Source organism: Virgibacillus aidingensis, from assembly GCF_010994035.1.
GTDB lineage: Bacteria > Bacillota > Bacilli > Bacillales > Amphibacillaceae > Virgibacillus_N.
This window is the reverse complement of record NZ_WIXN01000003.1, coordinates 38,638-56,753: the sequence shown is the minus strand read 5'-3', so window position 1 is coordinate 56,753 and position 18,116 is coordinate 38,638. Positions and strand designations below refer to the sequence as shown.

The 18,116-nt window shown below is 40.5% G+C and carries 19 protein-coding genes; 15 read left to right on the top strand and 4 right to left on the bottom strand.

Features of this window, described 5'->3' with window-relative positions:
- Positions 1–320: 320 nt before the first annotated feature.
- The 7 genes from GHD25_RS03315 (at position 321) to GHD25_RS03285 (ending at position 5,250) form a co-directional block, all read left to right on the top strand.
- The gene (locus GHD25_RS03315; protein WP_164214945.1) at positions 321–665 is read left to right on the top strand and encodes an ArsR/SmtB family transcription factor; all 345 of its coding nucleotides are present in this window, start codon (positions 321–323) and stop codon (positions 663–665) included.
- Between the two features lie 15 nt (positions 666–680).
- Complete coding sequence (locus GHD25_RS03310) at positions 681–1,979, top strand: arsenic transporter (RefSeq protein WP_240452206.1); 1,299 nt, start codon at positions 681–683, stop codon at positions 1,977–1,979.
- Positions 1,980–1,993: 14 nt separating this feature from the next.
- Positions 1,994–2,419, top strand: a complete 426-nt coding sequence (gene arsC / locus GHD25_RS03305; protein WP_164214943.1) for an arsenate reductase (thioredoxin) — start codon at positions 1,994–1,996, stop codon at positions 2,417–2,419.
- 225 nt (positions 2,420–2,644) lie between these two features.
- Positions 2,645–3,271, top strand: a complete 627-nt coding sequence (locus GHD25_RS03300) for an FtsZ/tubulin family protein (protein ID WP_164214942.1) — start codon at positions 2,645–2,647, stop codon at positions 3,269–3,271.
- Positions 3,249–3,488, top strand: coding sequence for a hypothetical protein (locus GHD25_RS03295; RefSeq protein ID WP_164214941.1), 240 nt, complete (start codon positions 3,249–3,251; stop codon positions 3,486–3,488). Before GHD25_RS03300 ends, GHD25_RS03295 begins: the two co-directional genes overlap by 23 nt.
- A 199-nt stretch (positions 3,489–3,687) precedes the next feature.
- Positions 3,688–3,876, top strand: a complete 189-nt coding sequence (locus GHD25_RS03290; RefSeq protein ID WP_164214940.1) for a hypothetical protein — start codon at positions 3,688–3,690, stop codon at positions 3,874–3,876.
- A gap of 273 nt (positions 3,877–4,149) precedes the next feature.
- On the top strand, positions 4,150–5,250 hold the full coding sequence (locus GHD25_RS03285; RefSeq protein ID WP_164214939.1) for an SDR family oxidoreductase: 1,101 nt from the start codon (positions 4,150–4,152) through the stop codon (positions 5,248–5,250).
- 205 nt (positions 5,251–5,455) lie between these two features.
- Here the strand turns inward: GHD25_RS03285 and GHD25_RS03280 are convergent, their stop codons facing one another.
- Both GHD25_RS03280 and GHD25_RS03275 read right to left on the bottom strand, forming a co-directional pair.
- Positions 5,456–6,841, bottom strand: a complete 1,386-nt coding sequence (locus tag GHD25_RS03280; protein WP_164214938.1) for an amidase — start codon at positions 6,839–6,841, stop codon at positions 5,456–5,458.
- Positions 6,838–7,023, bottom strand: coding sequence for a hypothetical protein (locus GHD25_RS03275; protein WP_164214937.1), 186 nt, complete (start codon positions 7,021–7,023; stop codon positions 6,838–6,840). The genes GHD25_RS03280 and GHD25_RS03275 overlap by 4 nt, the downstream gene beginning before the upstream one ends.
- A 528-nt stretch (positions 7,024–7,551) precedes the next feature.
- Here GHD25_RS03275 and GHD25_RS03270 point away from each other — a divergent pair.
- The 3 genes from GHD25_RS03270 to GHD25_RS03260 all read left to right on the top strand — a co-directional run bounded on the left by GHD25_RS03270 (position 7,552) and on the right by GHD25_RS03260 (position 10,595).
- The gene (locus tag GHD25_RS03270) at positions 7,552–8,562 is read left to right on the top strand and encodes an ABC transporter substrate-binding protein (protein WP_164214936.1); all 1,011 of its coding nucleotides are present in this window, start codon (positions 7,552–7,554) and stop codon (positions 8,560–8,562) included.
- A gap of 250 nt (positions 8,563–8,812) precedes the next feature.
- Entirely contained in the window at positions 8,813–9,799 is a 987-nt protein-coding gene (locus GHD25_RS03265) for an ABC transporter permease (RefSeq protein ID WP_164214935.1), read from the top strand.
- Between the two features lies 1 nt (position 9,800).
- Positions 9,801–10,595, top strand: coding sequence for an ABC transporter ATP-binding protein (locus GHD25_RS03260; protein WP_164214934.1), 795 nt, complete (start codon positions 9,801–9,803; stop codon positions 10,593–10,595).
- Positions 10,596–10,831: 236 nt separating this feature from the next.
- Here GHD25_RS03260 and GHD25_RS03255 read toward each other — a convergent pair whose 3' ends face one another.
- Positions 10,832–12,538 (bottom strand): GMC family oxidoreductase N-terminal domain-containing protein, encoded by a 1,707-nt coding sequence (locus tag GHD25_RS03255; protein ID WP_164214933.1) that lies wholly within the window; start codon positions 12,536–12,538, stop codon positions 10,832–10,834.
- Entirely contained in the window at positions 12,535–13,041 is a 507-nt protein-coding gene (locus GHD25_RS03250) for a hypothetical protein (protein ID WP_164214932.1), read from the bottom strand. Before GHD25_RS03250 ends, GHD25_RS03255 begins: the two co-directional genes overlap by 4 nt.
- Positions 13,042–13,342: 301 nt before the next feature.
- On the opposite strand from GHD25_RS03250, the gene GHD25_RS03245 reads away from it, so the two are divergent.
- The 5 genes from GHD25_RS03245 (at position 13,343) to GHD25_RS03225 (ending at position 18,108) form a co-directional block, all read left to right on the top strand.
- Positions 13,343–13,771 (top strand): VOC family protein, encoded by a 429-nt coding sequence (locus tag GHD25_RS03245; protein ID WP_164214931.1) that lies wholly within the window; start codon positions 13,343–13,345, stop codon positions 13,769–13,771.
- 1 nt (position 13,772) lies between these two features.
- Positions 13,773–14,555, top strand: a complete 783-nt coding sequence (locus GHD25_RS03240) for a hypothetical protein (protein ID WP_164215137.1) — start codon at positions 13,773–13,775, stop codon at positions 14,553–14,555.
- A gap of 12 nt (positions 14,556–14,567) precedes the next feature.
- Positions 14,568–15,152 carry a TetR/AcrR family transcriptional regulator gene (locus tag GHD25_RS03235; RefSeq protein ID WP_164214930.1) on the top strand — a complete coding sequence of 195 codons (585 nt, stop codon included), beginning with the start codon at positions 14,568–14,570 and terminating at the stop codon, positions 15,150–15,152.
- Positions 15,153–15,361: 209 nt separating this feature from the next.
- Complete coding sequence (locus GHD25_RS03230; RefSeq protein WP_164214929.1) at positions 15,362–16,930, top strand: spore germination protein; 1,569 nt, start codon at positions 15,362–15,364, stop codon at positions 16,928–16,930.
- Entirely contained in the window at positions 16,927–18,108 is a 1,182-nt protein-coding gene (locus GHD25_RS03225; protein ID WP_164214928.1) for a Ger(x)C family spore germination protein, read from the top strand. Before GHD25_RS03230 ends, GHD25_RS03225 begins: the two co-directional genes overlap by 4 nt.
- Positions 18,109–18,116: the final 8 nt, after the last annotated feature.

The window sequence follows — 18,116 nt, the reverse complement described above, 5'->3', positions numbered from 1 at the left end:
TGGTGCTGAATGTATTTGCGTATTTGCATTAAACTTAAGAAGAGTTGTCTTCGTATTTTATCTTCCGGGTTAAGTAACTCCTTTTGTTATTGCAGGTAAGATTAGTGACCAATATTGTCAAAAATAGCATACTTCACTGGGGGATTCAATAAGTTTTACAAAACTTAAAAATTTTTACGTTTAGTTAACATTTAATATGGATTGGATAGTATTTAATCAAAAAAAACGCAAGATTGCAGGCAAAATTGCAGGGATAATATTGTTTATATAAGCAAATAACTATATACTTATACAAGTGGATTAGATATGGAGGAATTGATGTGCTGCAAACAAGTATTGAGATTAACAAGGCCGCGATAATACTAAAATTGCTTGGTGATAACACAAGGTTAACGATGATGAAATTATTAGATACACAGGCTTGCTGTGTCTGTGAATTTGTGGAAATATTTCAAACGAGTCAACCATCCATTAGCCAGCATTTACGTAAAATAAAAGACATAGGTCTTGTAAGAGAAGAAAGAAAGAGCCAATGGGTTTTTTATTCTCTGAATAAAAGCAGTGAATACTATCCATTTATTAAATCGATTCTTGAACAATTGCCCAATCAAGATGAAAAATTAAAAGAACTGGATGAAAAAGGTTCACGGATTTCCTGTTGTTAAATTGGAGGTATGGTTTTGTCAACAACGCTTATACTCGCGATAGTCATTTTTGCAGCGACCCTGGTTCTGGTAATTTGGCAGCCAAAAGGATTAAACATTGGCTGGTCTGCAACAGGCGGAGCTGTTATTGCTTTATTGGCAGGGGTAGTGGGATTTAGTGATGTAATTGAAGTAGTAGACATTGTATGGAATGCGACATTGGCATTTGTAGCCATTATTCTAATTTCATTGATATTGGATGAAATTGGGTTGTTTGAATGGGCATCCCTTCATATGGCGCGAATTGCAAAAGGCAATGGAATAAAGATGTTTGTGTATATTAGTATATTAGGTGCTATTGTTGCTGCCTTGTTTGCAAATGACGGAGCAGCATTAATACTTACACCGATTGTACTTGCGATGGTGCGTAATTTGAATTTTAAAGAGAAGATGATTTTCCCATTTATCATGGCGAGTGGATTCATCGCAGATACCACGTCACTGCCATTCATTGTAAGCAATCTGGTTAATATCGTTTCAGCAGACTTCTTTGGGATTGGTTTTGTAGAGTATGCCTCAAGAATGGTTATCCCCAATTTGTTTTCGCTGGCTGCAACAATTACTGTATTACTCATTTATTTCGGAAAAAACATTCCAAGCTCGTATGATGTTTCTAAATTAAGTGAACCAAAAGATGCCATCAGGGATCATAGAATGTTTTGTATATCATGGTATGTTCTTGGATTATTAGTGATTGGCTATTTTACAAGTGAATTTATTCGTCTGCCGGTATCCATTATTGCTGGAACCATTGCAATATTTTTCGTGATAATGGCTGTGCGCAGTCCTGCTGTTCATACAAAAGCGGTTATTAAAGGAGCACCATGGGATATCGTATTTTTTTCCATCGGAATGTATGTCGTCGTGTATGGTTTGGGTAATGCCGGGCTCACCTCTGCAATGGCAGGCGTGATTCAAACTGCAGCCAGTCAAGGGCTGTTTACAGCAACTGTTGGAATGGGTTTTATTGCTGCTTTCCTTTCTTCCATCATGAATAATATGCCAACAGTGATGATTAATGCTTTAGCCATAGCTGAAACAAATATTTCCGGTGTTTTAAAAGAAACACTTGTATATGCTAACGTGGTCGGATCAGATTTGGGGCCAAAAATCACTCCGGTAGGTTCATTAGCCACCTTGGTTTGGCTTCATGTATTATCTAAAAAAGGGATAAAAATTTCATGGGGAACTTATTTTAAAGTCGGGATTGTTTTGACCATCCCCATACTATTGGTTACGTTAATTGGTCTTTATCTCACACTTGCGATATTTTAAAAAGGAGAATCATTATGGCTGGGAAAACAATCTACTTTTTATGTACTGGAAACTCATGCCGAAGTCAAATGGCGGAAGGCTGGGCGAAAAAATATCTCGGAGAGGATTGGGAAGTCAGAAGTGCCGGTATTGAGGCACATGGATTAAACCCAGATGCAGTAAAAGCGATGAGTGAAGCAGGTATTGATATTACTGATCAAAAATCAGAGACGATTGATAATGAATTTTTAAATAACGCAACGATTGCGGTAACACTATGTGGTGATGCCAATGACCGCTGTCCTATGACTCCTTCGCATGTCAAAAGAGAACATTGGGGTTTTGATGATCCAGCCAAGGCAAAAGGATCAGCTGAAGAAATATGGAATACTTTTCAGCGTGTTCGTGATGAAATAGGCGAAAGAATTAAGCAATTTGCAGAAACAGAGGCAGAGGTATAATAGAGAAACTATTAATTCTTCGGTAACACCTTGACACAGTTCTTTAATATCAGCAGGATCTTATTTGAAAGCTGCACCAGCAGCAACTATTTTTTACAATATGCCAAATCCCCAAAGTATCCTCTTTCTTCTACAAAACTAGTTGTTTTTCAGGACAGTTTCTGACAGGCTTTTCGGAAAATATTTTATATAATGACTGAAAAGTGACTGAATGGAGTGCAGGATATGGAAACGGCTGTAAAAATTTATCAAACAGATTATGAGACGTTTGAGGTGGACAAGCTTGTTGCGGAAAAACTGACTGAGAATAATTTATGTTTTTATCGGTTTATTGGCGGCAACGCTAACGATACGGATAACCTGATTAATCAACTGGATGCATTAAACCGAAAAAAAGCCGTATTAATTGGGATTTTTCGTTTTCCCTTCGGCTTTGAGGGCAAAAAAAGATATCAGATTGCTGCAGCTCAATATTTCAGCATGAGAGAAATTTGTGATGCAGTAATTTATTTTTATAGTGATGCTCTCATGGAATCAATTGATCAATATGCGACTATCCATGAAGCAAATCGGACTTTTGACAAAATTGAGGAACAGACGATTTCAAAAATGAAGCAGATGGTTGAACAACCTGGTGAGATGAATATTGACTTTCAGGATGTCGAGGCATTTATTAACAATAATAGGGGGCACTTATTTTTGCATACAGTGGAAGGAGAGACATTTGATGAGCCTTTGAAATATCTTCTGTCTACACCTTACCTTCCCGAAGACTTTACGGATGGCAGGCAGCTGATGCTAAATATCGGATATGCAAGGGATGTTTTATATGGAGGCATATCGTCAAATTAATTTGCGATTGCATGACCTTTTCTCCAAAGCAGACTTGTTTAAAATAGGAACTTATTTTACGGACGAACCGGGAAATCATTTCAATATAACTTTGATGGTGAATGGGATTAAGGATCCGGTTGAATCGCCGGATACATATAAGAAAATGTCAATGTACAGAACCATGCTTCAAAAATGGCGAAGGATCAAGGGAAAAGGGAAAAAAAGATTCTTTTGATTTTTTCCTTTATCTGACAAACAGATTCCAGTGGTAAATGCAGCACGAAAAAAATAATGATTTTTTTATGTGAAAATGAGTTTAAAACAAATTTATGGACATAATAATTTTGAGTTAATTCTAAGTGGAATAAACATGTTTTCTTTCTATTATATTCCATTTGGAATTGCTTAGAATTTCTATACAAGGAGGGTTAAAAATGGCTAACAATAACAACAATCGGAACGATAACAGAAATCGTAACAGGGATAATAACCGTAACCAGAACGATAACGTTGAATTTGCAAATGAGTTCCTGGACGATAACAATTTAGAAAACGATAACAATCGCAACAACAAACGCAATAACAACCGTAATAACAATCGCAACAACAACCGCAACAACTAACTTATTTGTCCTGCAGAGGTGTACATCTCCGCAGGACAGGTTTATTAGCTGAAAATAAATTCCGTTTACTAATTTGCTGTTTGATAATCAACGGCTTTTCTGCCAATTTTTATCCTCCAGTTCTATTTTCCGGTTTTAAATTTACCATACATTACATAATCCTGAGTTGGGTAAGTGCTGGTAATGCCATTTTCGCTTCTGTAAAGATTGCTGTTTAGTTAGATATGATTTTTGCTAAGATATGAGATCATCATGGGGAGGGCATCCAATAAAATGAGTCAGAATAAGCAGGAGGAAAGCCTTGCTGACAACAACACCAAGGTTACGGATACAGAAGTACTGGAAAAATTAAGACTTCCGGTCTTTAAAAATTTAGTGCTGAAGAAATTGGCAGATCAAGTAATGGTCATCACAGGTGCCTCAAGTGGCATTGGGCTGGTCACAGCAAGGATGGCTGCTTCAAAGGGAGCTAAAGTTGTGTTGGCAGCAAGAAATGAAAAAGCGCTCAAACAGCTGACTGCGGAATTAAATGAACAAGGGCATCCTGCAATCTATGTAAAAGCAGATGTGGGCCGTGAAGAGGATGTGAATATTATCGCGGAGACTGCGATAAAGGAGTTTGGACACTTTAATACATGGGTAAACAACGCAGGCTTATCCATTTATGGACATGCAATGGAAGTTACTAATGATGATATAAGGCAATTGTTTGATACGAATTTTTGGAGTGTTGTTTATGGAACAAAGGCTGCAGTCAGTCATTTTAAAAAGGAAGGCAGCCCTGGTGCGATTATAAATGTAGGGAGTATTTTTGGAGACAGAGGGACTGTTATCCAATCCACCTATGCAGCTGCTAAATTTGCCGTGCACGGATGGACAGAAAGTGTGAGAATGGAGCTGGAAAAAGAAAATGCACCTGTCTCCGTCACACTTATTCATCCGGGAAGGATAGATACACCATATAATGAACATGCCAAAAGCTATTTGGACAAGCAGCCGGGACATAGAGGGATGATCTATCCGCCGGAAGCCGTAGCGGAGGCAATTCTTCATTCAGCGGAAAATCCCAAAAGAGATATGTATGTCGGATCACAGGCAAAAGCTGCAGCACTTCTGGGTACGCTATTCCCGCGTTTAACCGACAAAGTTATGGAAAAGGTCATGTATCCAACCCAACATCTAAATAAGCCATCCCAACCTATGGATGAGAATAATTTGTATCAGCCGGGTTATGGGATGCATGAAAGAGGCACAAATAAAGGGTGGAAAAGATCAGGCAGTATGTATGTAAAAGTGAGCAAATACCCCGTACTTTCTTCCATGATTGCAGTTGGAATAGGAGCAATAGCCTGGTCAGCATGGAAGCGGAAGTGATCTTTATTTGCTTATAAATTTTCTCCAATTAATTAGCATAATACATACACCTGATCCAATTGGAAAAAACGTACGTACTTATTCCCCGTTGTCGTATTTAATGCTTAGTTTTTCCCTATATGGCGAATGAAAAATCATTTACTCAGAAAATCCTCTTACCTTATACATATGAAGTTTTCCGCAGTAAGGCTCGTTAAAAAGCAGTTCATACAGTAAAACTTAAAGGGTTAGTGTTTTCCCATTCATTCCCCGCTTGAAGCAACAGCTTTTCGGAAAGATGCTTTCCAATAAATTGCATGCCAACAGGAAGTCCTTTTGAACATAAGCCTATAGGTACGGATAAGCTTGGTACTCCGGTTAAATTTATTGGGACCGTATAGGGCATACACCGGATTACCACTTCCAGGTTTTGTTCTACCCAATTTTCTGCATATGCTGGAGTAGTGATGGGAATAGTCGGGCCGAGCAGAATATCAACATTTTGAAATGCTTTGTCAAATGCTTTCACCATTTTTCTTCGCGCCTGTTGAGCCCGGATGTATTTAGGCGGATTCAGCAAAGTACCAGCCAGGAAGAAGGTGCGAATATCCGCAGAATAATCTTCAGGTCGCGTCTGCAGCCATTCATAGTGAGTATTGGCCGCCTCGCTGGTAACAATCGTATTACCGGAAAATGCAGACATGGTCAACTCAGGTATCTTCATCTCTTTTACCTCTGCACCTAAATATTCAAGCATTTCAACAGCATGATTAAAAAGTATTTCGACATCCGGATCCAATCCTTCCATATAATAAGTTGGAATTCCGATTTTCAGTCCTTGTATGCCTCTGCTTAAATTCTCCATATAATTTGGAACAGGGACTTTCAGGCTGGCAGAATCGTTCTGGTCATACCCGGCCATATACTGAAGCATTAGTGCCAGATCCGGGACCGATCTTGCCATTGGTCCTGCAGTATCCAAAGATGGTGCTGTTGGGAAAATACCATCTGTACTGACTAGTCCGTATGTTACTTTTAAACCATAAATTCCGCACATGGCTGCCGGCAAGCGAATAGAACCAAATGTATCTGTCCCGGTTGCCAGTGTCGCAAGTCCCGCTGCTAAGGCGGCACTGCTGCCGCCACTTGACCCTCCTGGCATATAATTAATATTCCACGGGTTTTTTTGTGTGCCGAAAAAAGGATTAGTGCCGGTTGAACCTGCCGCAAGTTCATGCATATTCAGTTTTCCCAGCATAATTCCCCCAGCATCAAGCAATTTTTTAACTGAAGCAGCTGTTTTACCAGGGATAAAGTCGGAGAAAAGCTTAGAGCCTACTGTAGTTCGAATGCCTTCAGTATAAAAATTGTCTTTTATGCCAACAGGGATGCCATGCATCGGCCCTTTGTATAAGCCTTGCATAATATCCCTTTCCGCTTTTCTTGCATCTGCAAGAGCGAGTTCGGGCAGGGGAGTAATATAGGATTCGATCGTTGAATCAAGTTGGTGTATGCGGTTTAATAGCTGTTCTGTCAATTCAACAGGTGAGAGCTGTCTGGATTCAATTAGAGGTGCGAGTTCTGTGGCTGCTGCAAAGGTTAGTTCCTTCATTTCATCAGCTCCTTGTCTACAATGGTAATTGGTGTTTCCATATTTAAATTGGGGAATGCATGAAGATACGCTGCGGATTGGTTCATTTCGCAAAACAGTTTATGAATAATGGGGATATCAGCCTGATAGGCAGGAAGCTCCCGGAGATATAAACTTTGTCTTATATAACCTTCATAATTCATTTGATTTGCCTCCTTATAAGTGTATGCTATTACAATATGAAATGGGCGCTGAAAAGTGCTGTATGAGCTGGCTTCAAAATAAATTTAAGTGATGTTTCTTAAATTATGAAGAAATAGATCCATGATCTGTCCTTCATTTCTGCCGATTTACCAGTTGGTTTTTATGCATTAAAATGTATGAATATAAATTAAAGAAAAAACACGATCGTAACATTTTTTCAGTTAAATAATAAATATAACAATATATTACCCGGGTTAATTTTGTGATAGGTCATATTGACTATTTTAAGTACTTTGTTGTTAATGCTTTTTAACCATCTTTATATTGGTGCTGTTTAATTTATTTAAACAAATTATTCAGGTGCAAACGCTATTAATTGTAATATATTAGGAAGAAAAAAATAGAAGGAATAAGGTGGTATTTTAAATAAAATGAGAATGGTAAAAAAACATGTTGTATATATGACGCGTTATTTGGTATAATTATACGAAATTTATATTTTTTAAATAATTCTGGGAGGAAGAGTCATGAAGAAAGTCTTGTATTCTATCTTTATTTTAGGTTTAATCACACTGGCTGCCTGTGGTTCAAATGAGAGTTCAGGAGATGCGTCAGATGAAACGGAAACGTCGGGAGCCGGAAATGAAACATATACGGTCGGTGCCACGCAAATCGTCGAGCATCCTTCACTGGATGAAGCGTATAATGGTTTCCAGGCAGCACTGGAAGATGCCGGGTTGAATGTAGAGTATGATTTTCAAAGTGCCCAGGGAGACCAAAATAATGTTGGGCCAATTGCGGGAAATTTTGTTGCGGATAATGTGGATTTAATTTTTGCCAATTCTACACCAAGTGCATTAGGAGCATTGCAGAGTACCAATGAGATTCCGATCGTGTTCACCTCTGTAACAGATGCCGTAGAAGCCGGACTTGTTGATTCCATGGAAGATGCCGGAGAAAATATTACCGGTGTGCTTGATCTGCATCCTGAATCCATTGAAAAGACGGTGGAATTTATTGATACGTACTTTGAAGGAGCAACTGTCGGACTGGTTTATAATGCAGGAGAACAGAATTCGGTTGTGCAAGTAGAAGCCGTACACGAAGCTGCAGAGGGAACAAGCTTAAGTGTTTCCGAAAGCACTGTATCCAACTCTTCAGAGGTACAGCAGGCAACGGAATCTTTAGTTGGAACAGCTGATGTATTTTTTATCGTGACGGATAACACGGTCGTTTCCGCATTGGAAAGTGTTGTCGGTATTGCTGAATCCCAGGGTATTCCACTTCTTGTCGGGGAGCCGGATTCACTTGGCAGAGGCGGCTTTGCTACATTTGGAATAGATTACTATTCCATTGGTTATCGTTCGGGGGAAATGGCTGCTGACATTTTGACAGGAGAAAAGACGACAAAGGATTTCCCTGTGGAATATCCACAGAACATCCAGTTATTTATAAATAGAGATGCCGCTGAAAATCAGGGAGTTGAATGGAATGACGAGTGGGATGATGAAGCGGAATTTGTGGACCCGGAAGAATAGAATACCTATCATCATTGTGTTGACAAAAGTCGATTATATTTCTGAGTATTCCTTGAGTTATTCGGGGCAGGCTGCAAAAGCTTGCCCTGTTTTGGCGGATAATTAACTTACTGTCTGCATAAACACAAGGAATCTTAATATTTGATGTACGAATACGGGCATTTAAATAATAAAGAAAAATTTGCTTTCAAGCACCCCTTTGGCGTGACAAATCAATTATTGAGCAAGTGGGGGTAGAAAGGGGGAACCTATGCTTATTTCACTTTTTGGGGCATTTGAATCAGGGATTATTTATGCCATTATGGCATTAGGTGTTTATTTGACTTTTCGTATCTTGAATTTTCCGGATTTAACGGTGGACGGCAGCTTTGTAACCGGGGCAGCCGTTGCAGCAATTTCCATTATTAATGGCATATCACCTGTAATAGCAACATTGATGGCTATTGCCGCAGGCTTTATAGCAGGCTGTTTAACCGGATTATTGCACGCGAAAGGCAAAATTAATGCATTACTATCCGGAATTCTTATGATGATCGCATTATATTCTATAAATCTGCGGATTATGGGACAACCCACGCTGCCGCTTTTAAGTGAAACAACGGTTTTTGATCAGCTGGGTTCATTCTGGGCTGCATCAGGTATTGATACGTTTATGAACGGGCTTCTGACATCTATGGGTATGGAAAATGTTCCCGGAACATGGGGCATTTTGTTCGTAATGATTGTGGTAACACTTATTATAAAATTACTTACGGATTACTATTTAAAAACTGATATTGGCCTGGCGCTTAGAGCAACTGGTGATAATAAACGAATGATCCGCAGCCTTTCCGCCGACACGGATACATTGATCATTTTTGGCGTTGGGATTTCAAACGCGCTGGTAGCTTTGTCCGGTGCTCTGATTGCCCAATATGGCGGCTTTGCCGATGTAGGAATGGGCATTGGTTTAATAATTATCGGTCTGGCTTCCGTCATCATTGGTGAATCACTATTTGGAACAAAAACGATTGCAAGAGCAACCATAGCTGTCATCGGGGGAGCCATTATTTATCGAATCGTTGTTACGATGGCGCTGCGGGTTGAATTTTTGGAAACAGGCGATATGAAGCTGATTACAGCAATCCTTGTTATTGCGGCATTGGTTGCACCAAAAATCATCCATTCCCGGAGAGAGAAAAAACGGCGGGCGAGAAAACGGGAAGAGCTTGCCAATTTGAAGCTGAAGGAGTTATAGTATGCTGCAATTAAAAGATATTTCCATCACGTTTAATGAAGGTACTCCCGACGAAAAAAAGGCATTGCATTCCATTGATTTGAATCTGGAAAAAGGAGACTTCGTTACCGTTATCGGCAGTAACGGTGCCGGGAAGTCAACATTAATGAATGTAGTCTCCGGAGGTCTCAAACCTGATGTAGGAGATGTTTTGATTAATGGCAAACAAGTCGTTGATTTACCGGAGTTTAAACGTTCTGGTTTTATTGGCCGGGTTTTTCAGGACCCTATGGCAGGAACCGCTCCATCTATGACCATTGAGGAAAATTTTGCTATGGCCTATTCCCGGAATAAAAAGAGAAAATTGCTTCCTGGTGTAACAGCCAAAAGAAGGGATTTATTCAGGGAGCATTTATCCACGTTGAATCTTGGGCTGGAAAATCGTTTGAATGCCAAAGTGGGTCTGCTTTCCGGCGGGGAACGCCAGGCCTTATCTTTATTAATGGCTACATTTACCGAACCGGATATTTTATTGCTGGATGAACATACGGCTGCCCTTGACCCTTCTCGAGCAGAATTAATAACTAAGCTTACCCAGGATATCGTGAATAAATTTGATTTAACCACGTTAATGGTAACCCATAATATGCAGCAGGCATTAGACCTGGGAAACAGGCTGATTATGATGGATAAAGGCGAAATCATTCTGGAAGTCTCAGGCAAGGAAAAACAGGAACTTACCATCGAGAAATTATTGCATGAATTTAAACGGGCACGCGGAGAACAATTTGAAGATGATCGGGCAGTGCTTGGATAAAAAGATGTTTGATTGCTTGCAGGAGCATTAAGCTCCTTAAACGGAACTTGTAATAAAAAAACAGGGTGTTTATTTTGGTTAGAATCACCCTGTTTTTTTATTAATCTGATTTCCTGCTGATATCCTTCTTAAAAAAATAAGTGTATCATTCTCTTTTATATTAAAACGTTTACCCAAAATATAGCATGTGCAATCTCACATGCTATATTTTACATATTAAGTTTACTCACCTGACATTAAAAATACTTTTCCGCTAACAGTTTTGCTGTTCGTGTAGCAAGTGCCTGTGTAGTAATAGTCGGGTTTGGACCGCCTAACGAATTATAATCAACACTGTTATCACCAATAAAAAGCCGTTTTACCTGATATGCTTCACAATTAGTATTAACTACAAACCCCATCCGCATCGTACTTTGCAAGTGGATATAATAGTTTGGCGGCTGGTCACTATTGTGCACTCTTTTTGCGCCAGCCTGCCGCAATATGTTTGTAGCTGTTTGTGTTAATTTCTCTCTTCTTTTTTTCGATGTTTGTGTCGGTATATAATGCACCCGAGCGACCTGCCCATGCTCATCTTTAATATGAGGGTCCAATTCGACCCGATTACGGTAATCCACCTCATCACCTGTCACAATCAGAAGTGTAAGGGTTCGGCCGTAATTTTCCATGGCATTTTCCAATTCGGCACCTGTGAGTCTGCCGCGTTGCTCCCACAGATCGTAATCATTGCTGTCAAGCCGGTTGTAGCCGTATTGACTGAAACCGAATAAAGTTTGTGCTGAAAGTCCCGGGCTTTCCCCTAAAGTTTCAATCATTCCGAGACCGGGATAGTCAAGCCTGGCAGCTGACGTGTGCCCAATAAATGGATTTGTCGCAGAGCTGCCAACAATATTCAACAAAGTCTCTTCATCAAAAGTTCCTGTTACTGAATTCATATAATGGTTGGTTAACCCCCGTCCTACCCAAGGATTATCAGGTAACCCGGAGTTTAACCACAGACGGGGAGTTTCTATGCAGCCGGCAGCCATTACCACAACCTTTGCGAAAAGCTCTTCAGTTTCCCCGGTCCATGTATCCCTGATCTGAACTCCTGAGGTTTGCAGGTTTCCGACCGCATCATATTCAGTCAAAACCTTTGTTACAAACGTATTTGGCCTGAATGAGACATTCCCTGTCTTCATTGCCAATGGAACATAGCTGACATTGGTGGAACGCTTTGCCATCTTTTCATAAGATGGACCATATGGACAGCCCTGGCCGCAATGTCCGCTTAATGTACATCCCTCCATATGACTTATTTCCTCCATGGAATAATCTGGACTCATTAAATTTTCATTAGGAGGCAGGATGGCGTTCGGCTGTGGACGGTATCCGATGCTGGTTACATCCAAAGTTCGATTCTGCTTGAATCCCGCTCTTTCCGCCCCGTAATAAAATAGTGCTTCTTTCGTCGTAGTAGGTGCAAATTCCACCGGCAGTGTCGCTTCCACTTTTTCATAATACGGAATGAGCTCATTGTAGCTGATTGGCCATTTGTTATCGATGGCTTCCGGAAATGCCCTGGGGGAGTTGGAATAGTAATGAAGTGTAGTGCCTCCAATTCCAGCACTCTGCCATAACACAGCACGGTCCGGAATATTTCTGAACCAGGGGCTTTTCCTGCGATCCGCCGGTCCCCATCGCAGTTTTCCGGTAATTAAGTCGTTCATATCATTTTCAAGTCGGGTGAGATGCTTCCGGTAGAGTGCACCATCCAAGTCCATCGGGTCGGAACTTTCTTTTGCCTTCCCGCGGTATTCATTTGGCTCAGGCCAATTTTTATTCCCATACCATGGACCGGCTTCCAGCACAAGGACTTGGATTCCCATTTCCCCCAGCTCTTTGGCTATTACCGGACCGCCGCCACCCGCTCCGATAACGATTACATCTGGATCTGTTTTCATATTCTCACCTCTGCCATTGTAAATAAAAAGCCGCGAAAATCACGATATCCTAAGGATACGCCGGGATATCCGGCCTGCTGCCAGCCCGGCGGGAAAAATTCGAGCCGGCGGTCATTTGGCGGATGTAACCGGCTAGAACCATACCCTGGCCACTCCGAATAATAACCAAACATCGAAAAACGGTTTAATGCGTCTATCACATGTTTGACCATTCCGCCATTATTCTGAAAGGGAGGAGGCAATAAATATAAGTCAATACCAAGGTTTTCCAGTGTGTATAAGGTTTGAAGCCGGTCTTCGCGGGAAAGCCTGGAAAACATACCTCCACCGGCAGACAGGGCTTGTGGCAGGGACTGTACCTGATGGGAATTTACAAGCTGAGTTGCTGCAGCGTCCAGCATAATGGCTGTGGGATAAGCTAGAGGAACGGAGTGTTGATAAAGTTGCTGCTGAATGGTTATGTACCGGTTTAAACCATCAGTTACATAATCGTGTACCTGCAAATCATTAGTATCATAAGAGTTTCCATATCCAAATTGATTTGCAGACGGCAGCAGGGCATCCGTAAGCGCCTGAAAATTTGCCGTTACATACTCTTCGTACTTGTCATGGAATTTGATAAAGCTTCACCTCTTTCCAATTTTACAAACTGTTACTATCATATTATTTCAATTGCTTTTTTATGATAAATCACGCGTTTAGGAGAATATCCCAATAGATTAATTCTTAAAAGTTATAAAAAATTGTTTACATACATACAGTATGTATGTTAAATTTAACTTAATAATCAAAGGAGTGAATTACATGAAAATCAATAGCTTTTATCCGGTAATCATGACGGACAAAGTAGCAGAGACAAGCTTGTTTTTTCAAAAGTACTTTGGTTTTTCAGCTGTTTTCGAGGCAGACTGGTATGTAAGCTTAATAAAAGAAACTACAGCATATGAACTGGCCATTTTGGATAAGCAGCACGAAACGATTCCCTTATCACATGCCAACGATGTAAAAGGGCTGATTCTGAATTTTGAAGTGGAGGATGTTGATCGGTACTACCAGCTTTTAATTAAAGAAAACAAACTCCCTTTACATTTAAATATCAGGGATGAAGCATTCGGTCAGCGCCATTTCATTACGAGCGATCCAAATGGTGTTCTGCTGGATATAATTAGTGTAATTCCGCCTGATGATTCGTTTAGGGAGAATTACCATGAACAGATCTGGGCGGAGAAATAATATGAATGATTATGTTCCTTTGAAACTCTACTTTAATGAGGAGTTAGCCTGCCGATTGGCAGCGTTAATAGCGCATCATTATAAAGATTTCGCAACTGAATCGTTTATTTCACGAGTGGCAGCAGGTGTGGGCGGGAAGGAACTAAAATCCAGGGTGGAAGTCATTACAGATGAGTTGAATAAACATCTTCCAATGGATTATCCTGAAGCTGCAAACATTCTATTGAAAATTTTGGGGCCGGAAAATGATACCGAAGATGGTATGTTTACCAAAGGATACTTTCTAATGCCGGTAGCAAAGTTTGTTGAAAAGTTCGGCCTGGATCATTTTGATCTATCCATGAAAGCTTTATATGAAATAACGAAGCGGCATACTTCGGAATATGCGATTAGACCTTATTTGCACCTGGATATTGACAGCTGCCTGGAATACTTTAAGAAGTGGACGGGAGATGCTAATCCGCATGTTAGAAGGCTGGTCAGTGAAGGGACACGGCCAAGATTGCCATGGGCGAAAAGGATTGAGCCTTTAAAAAAAGACCCTGTTAATAACTTATGCCTGCTTCAGCACATGATGAATGATCCTTCGCCTTATGTCCGGAAATCAGTGGCAAACCATATCAATGATTTATCGAAGGATTTCCCTTCCACTGTTACCGCTTGGCTGGAAGCATGCTTGCAAAAACCGGATAATATAAATACGAAAGTAGTAAAACAAGGATTGCGGACATTAATAAAAACGGAGAATACAGAAGCACAACGCTTATTTATGTTACTGTCATAAAGGTGGGAAGACATGAGAAAAACGAAAGAGGAAACGATCCAAACGATTAACCTGCTGTTAAATACAGCAAAACATTATTTCACTGAAAAAGGATATGCTCATGTGTCCCTGGAAGATATTGTTCAACAGGCAAAGTTAACCCGGGGTGCAGTGTATCATCATTTTAAGAATAAAAAGGGATTGTTTTTAGCTGTATTCGAAGACATTCAAAAAGAAATAGGAGAAGAGGTTGAAAAAGAAGCGATGAAAAGCGAGGATTTATGGGAACAGCTGCTGAATGGCTGCCGGGCATTTCTGAATGTCGCTTCACAGCCGGATCACAAAAGAATTTTATTAATTGATGGTCCCTCTGTGTTGGGGTGGGACACTTTTCGCATGATGGACCGGAAGTACTCCATGAATTCACTGAGAGAATTGTTGACAGCCATGCAGGAGCATAAGCTGATTCAAGTCACTTGCATCGATGCATTAACACATACGCTATCCGGTGCTATGAATGAAGCTGTACTTTGGATCGCGGAAAATAATGAAAGCAACGAGACTATAGAAGAGGTGATGAAAGTGTTGAAAGCATTAATGCTTGGAGTGAGAAGATAAACGGACGTCTATGACAACTTTTCCTGCCAGGCTGAAATCAAATATAATCATTATTGTAGAAAGGCATGTTTTCTTATTGAAGGAAATCGTGTCTTTTTATATTTGCCTGCTTACATTATGGGTATTATTACTGGTCGTACATTCCGGTTGTATAGACTTATCCATTGCAGCAATACTAATCCTATATATATTTACAGGAGGAAAGCAAATTGAGTCCTTCAGGTAAAATCAAACAGATGCTTAGGAACCTTTTTAATAAAAAAAAATCGTCCCAAACATTTAAAAGAAATGCGCAGCCTATTTCAAGCAATTTGTTCCTGAATGAAAAAACTATTAAAGAAAAACTGGGATCAAGCGATGATATTATGCTTACAAAATTTAATATTACAGTGGGTGACGGTCAGAAAATAAATGCATTAATGGTCGCTGTTGATGGACTGGTGGATGAAGATTTAAAACGTGAAAATATATTAAAACCTTTGCAGCTCAAATCCTTGGATTACAAGCCAAATTCCAATCTGGATCAGGTACAGGATCAGATGCAGGTGAAAAATATTGAGGTAACCAGTGATCTTCATGACGCACTGAACCAGGTGTTGCTGGCCAAAATGTTCGTTCTGGTAGATGGGTATGCAAAAGGATTGCTTATTAAAGGGGAAGGCTATGAAGTACGGGCAATTTCCGAGCCGACTAATGAACAGACTGTGCGCTCATCACATGAGGGTTTTGTGGAAAGCAATGGCGTAAATATGTCCATGATCAGGCGCAGGGTAGTTGATCAGAACCTGAGGTTCGAAAGCTTTGAACTCGGAAAGTTAACGAAAACAGACGTAAAGCTTGCCTATATAGAGGGGCTGACAGACCCAGGGATCGTACAAAGAGTGAGGCAGAGACTGGAACAAATTGAGGTGGATGCGATCAACAGTGACGGGGAAATAGAGCAGTTAATTGAAGATCATCCCTATTCTATTTTTCCAACTGTCGGAAACACGGAAAGACCGGACAAGGCTGCCAGTCTGCTGACAGAAGGCAGAATAGTTATTTTAACCTCTGGTACTCCAATTACGCTATTTGGTCCCAATTTGTTTCTGGAGAATTTTACTCATATTGAGGATTATACATCACGGCCGTATTATAGCTCTCTCGTCAGACTGACCCGGTTTATTGCATTTTTCATCAGTATTTTTTCACCGGCACTTTATTTGACAGCATTAAACTTTGAAAAAAATTTAATCCCGTCCGATTTGGTGGTTCCTATTATCCAGGCCCGCGAGCTTGTCCCGTTTCCGCTTGTGATAGAAATGTTGATTGCCGTCCTTTTATATGAAATTGTACGTGAAGCGGGAGTAAGGCTCCCACAATCAGTGGGATCTGCGTTAAGTATTGTCGGTGCTTTAATTCTTGGGGAAGTGGCGGTCAGCGCCGGCTTAATCGGTGCCCCGACGATTGTTGTCGTGTCTCTTTCCTATATTGCATCTTTTGTGATCACCCCGATAGCAGATGTTGTATCCATATTACGGGTGGTATTGATTGCTGCAGCCGGTGTATTTGGATCGTTTGGTATTGTCATGGTTTCGCTGGGGCTCCTGACCCATGGCGTAATGTTAACCTCCTTTGGGGTTCCCTATATGGCTCCCTTTTCTCCTTTTTACTTTAGAGACTGGAAAGATGCCTTTATCCGGGTTCCAACCAGGCTGTTAAAAAAACGGCCGCAAAGTATTCCTATGCAGAAAAGAGATCGTATCACATCTGTACCGGAGACGGAGGAAAACCAATGAAAAAGGGGTTCTCTTTTTTACCCATCCTAATATTGCTTCTTTTATCCGGCTGTTGGAATAATTCCGAGTTAGATGAGAGAGCGCTAGTACATGGAACCGGATTTGATATAAATAAGGAAACCGGGCAATTGGATGCCTATGTGGAAATAGTGAAGCCATCTCCGGGAGAAGGGGAAACCTTTTCGTCCAATGAAAATCTTGTACTGCAAATTGAAACGGAAACACCGCTGGATGGCGCCAGGGAATTAATCCGTTATGCAAAAAGAAGGCTATATTTTGGTCATACAAGACTGTGGATTGTCAGTGAAGATCTGGCCAAAGAACGTTTTGCACCTATTTTTGATGTGGTTCGGCGTGATCAGATGAACCGGCTGAACAGCTATGTATTTATAACGAAAAACGATATTGGTGAGCTTTTTAATACACCGACACTTTATGAAAATCTTACCTCCGATGAAATAATTTCCGGGCTGGAGCAGACAAAATATACGTCTGAATTCATTCCTGTCAGATTGTATGAGTTCATGGCCTTAAATGAAGAAGAGCTAGAAACATCCTACATGCCAATTATCAGTATTATCGAGAATGTGTCAGGACCCATTACTTCAATTGAAGGAACCGCTGTCATAAAGGATCAACGCATGGTTGGGGAATTAACGAATGAGGAAACAGTGGCATTAACCATTATGCTTAATAAAGCGGAAGGTGGTGTGGTTCCGGTGTCAAAAAAAGAGGACGAAATACTTTCGATGGAAGTAAAACAAAGTCATCTAACCGTGGAACCAACACTCAAAGGGAAGGACTTGCATGTCTCACTGAATGCAGAATTGGTAGGAGAATTAGGCGATAACATCATGCTGCACCCCGAATACATCAATGAGAATTTCATGCAGGAAGTGGAAAAATTAATAGAAGATGAATTAAAAAGTAATTTACGCGCCACACTGGAGAAACTGCAGGGAATAGAAGCAGATATTACGAATATCGGCAAGGAAACGTATCGGAAATACCCGCATGAATGGCGTGAAATCAAAGAGGGTTATCATGAGGATATTTTTCCGAATGCCACGATAGACATCCATGTAACTGCCGACATCTTTCATCAGGGGTTAATAAATAAAAGTTTAAATGAGCCACGTGAAAAACCGGAAAATAACCCATTTCCATTTTTGGAATAGAAGGAGGA